Below are 230 nucleotides of genomic sequence, written 5' to 3' on the forward strand. Positions count from 1 at the left end.
TAGGGTCAGGACCCATTGATTCGCTTGAAGTCGCCGTCGCTGCGTGATTCACGCATCCGAACTGACGGGGGTGACGATGAGCAATCTTTTCTGGCTGACCGAAGAGCAGATGGAGCGGTTGAGGCCGTTTTTTCCGAAGAGCCATGGCAAGCCGAGGGTCGACGACCGCCGGGTCTTGAGCGGGATAATCTTCATCAATCGCAATGGGTTGCGGTGGTGTGATGCGCCCC

The 230-nt window shown here is 57.8% G+C and carries 1 protein-coding gene; it reads left to right on the forward strand.

Going from position 1 to position 230, the window contains the following annotated elements:
• Nucleotides 1-76: 76 nt before the first annotated feature.
• The coding region (locus tag D2N39_RS22500) for a transposase (RefSeq protein WP_147373554.1) at nt 77-230 on the forward strand (154 nt) is incomplete at its 3' end.

This window comes from Gemmobacter lutimaris (assembly GCF_003570715.1).
GTDB classification, from domain to species: domain Bacteria; phylum Pseudomonadota; class Alphaproteobacteria; order Rhodobacterales; family Rhodobacteraceae; genus Gemmobacter; species Gemmobacter lutimaris.